This is a genomic window from Mesorhizobium sp. M7A.F.Ca.CA.002.05.1.1, from assembly GCF_003998335.1.
In the GTDB taxonomy this organism is placed as follows: Bacteria; Pseudomonadota; Alphaproteobacteria; order Rhizobiales; family Rhizobiaceae; genus Mesorhizobium.
This window is the reverse complement of record NZ_RZQI01001075.1, coordinates 1-1,827: the sequence shown is the minus strand read 5'-3', so window position 1 is coordinate 1,827 and position 1,827 is coordinate 1. Positions and strand designations below refer to the sequence as shown.

At 64.8% G+C, this 1,827-nt stretch carries 2 protein-coding genes; both read left to right on the top strand.

Annotated features, from left to right (window positions below):
* Window positions 1–529: LuxR C-terminal-related transcriptional regulator (locus tag EN939_RS32605; RefSeq protein ID WP_164751440.1), on the top strand; the 529-nt coding region annotated here is incomplete at its 5' end.
* A gap of 14 nt (window positions 530–543) precedes the next feature.
* A partial coding sequence (locus EN939_RS32600) for a 7TM diverse intracellular signaling domain-containing protein (RefSeq protein WP_206528403.1) occupies window positions 544–1,827 on the top strand: 1,284 nt, incomplete at its 3' end.

The following is a 1,827-nucleotide window of genomic DNA, read 5'->3' as shown; positions in this document are numbered from 1 at the left end:
GGTCGATGTCGGCCTGCCCGACGGCAACGGCATCGACCTCATCGGCTCCCTGCACGAGCACGACGCGGCGCTGCCGATCCTCGTCATCTCGGCCTGGAGCAACGAAAACACCATCCTCGAAGCCCTGCGCGCCGGGGCGACCGGCTATCTCTTGAAGGAGCGCGACGACGTCGAGCTGTCGCTTTCGATCCGCAGCACCATCCGCGGCGGCGCGCCGATCGATCCCTTCATCGCCCGGCGCATCCTGGAACTGGTGTCGGCGCCGGCACCGTCCGGGCGCGCCCGTCCTTCCACCGACAGGCCGGGGCGCGGCAAGCCCGCGCTTGCAGCGCCGCCTCTCCTGACGCCGCGCGAGGTCGAGATCCTGAACCTCGTTGCCAAGGGGCTTACCAATCGAGAGATTTCGGGAGTCCTTTCCCTCTCCAGGTTCACGGTCGAATGCCACATTCGCAACATCTACAAGAAGCTGTCGGTCAAATCCCGGACGGAAGCGATCTTCGAGGCGCGGTCGCAAGGCTTCTTGCCCTGATATTCCTGCTCCTCGTGCCGGGCGGCATCGCCTTTGCCGCCGGCGGGGCCGTGCCGTTCAAGACGATCGAGGCCGTGCGATCCGGCTGGGACGCCGCCACGCCGCCGGCCACCGGCTGGACCAGCGTGACCTTGCCCGACGACTGGACGACGCGCTGGCCCGGTTTCGACGGCGTGGTCTGGTACCGCCTCACCTTCGACAGGGCCGACGCAACCGAACCGCTGGGCCTCGCGCTGAACTACTGGACACTGGCCGGATCGATCTCCGTCAACGGCGCGGAACTCGGACGCGACGAATTCCTCGTCGAGCCGTTGACGCGCTCATGGAACGTGCCCCGCTACTGGCAGCTCTCAGCCCCGGTCCTGCATGCCGGCACCAACACGCTGCTGATCAGGGTCTCGGGCCTGGCGCCATACCAGCCGGGTCTTGGTCCGGTGCTGATCGGCCCGCCTTCGGCGACGCGTGCCCATTTTGTCCAGCAATTCTGGATTCGCCGCGAGCTGCCGGTCTTCTATCTCGGCGTCACCGCGGCGCTTGGCACCTTCTTCTTCGTCGTCTGGCTGCTGCGCCGAAGCCTGAAGGCCTATGGCTGGTTCGCCCTGATGACGATTGCGTGGTGTTGCTATTCGCTCAATTTCGTGGTCACGAGCCCCTGGCCGTTCGGGACGACCGACACATGGCAGCGTTTTATCATGCTCTCCTTCATGGTCATGGCCGCCGCCTTCGTGCTGTTTGTCATCCGCTTCGCCGAGCGCCGCTTTCCCCGGGGGGAAGCCGTGCTGTGGGCCGCGCTGGCGATCGGCGCCGCCGCCCTGTTTGCCACGCCGCATTCCCAACTCGCCCCGATGCTCAACCTCCTGGCCTTGTCCTGGTCGCTGCTTTACATCGGCGCCTGTTTCCTGGCGATCGGCCTGACCTGGCGAAGCGCTCGCCTGGACCACATCGTCCTTCATATCGTCAACGCGCTCACCATCGTGGCCATCCTGCATGACCTGATGACCTATTTCGGCATCCTTCTTGGCAATGTCTACTACGTCACGCTGACATCCCACTTGCAGATGGTCGGCATGGCGCTGGTGCTGGCCTGGAACTTCGTCGCCAACATGCGCCGCATCGAAGGGTTCAACGATGAACTCACGGCCAAGATCGAAACCGCCAGGGAGGAACTCGCCCTCACGCTGCATCAGCAGCATGAGGTCATTCTGGCCAACACCAGGCTGGCCGAACGCGTATCCCTTTCCCACAATCTGCACGACGGCATGGGCGGCACCCTGGTCAATTCGATCGCCATGCTGGAG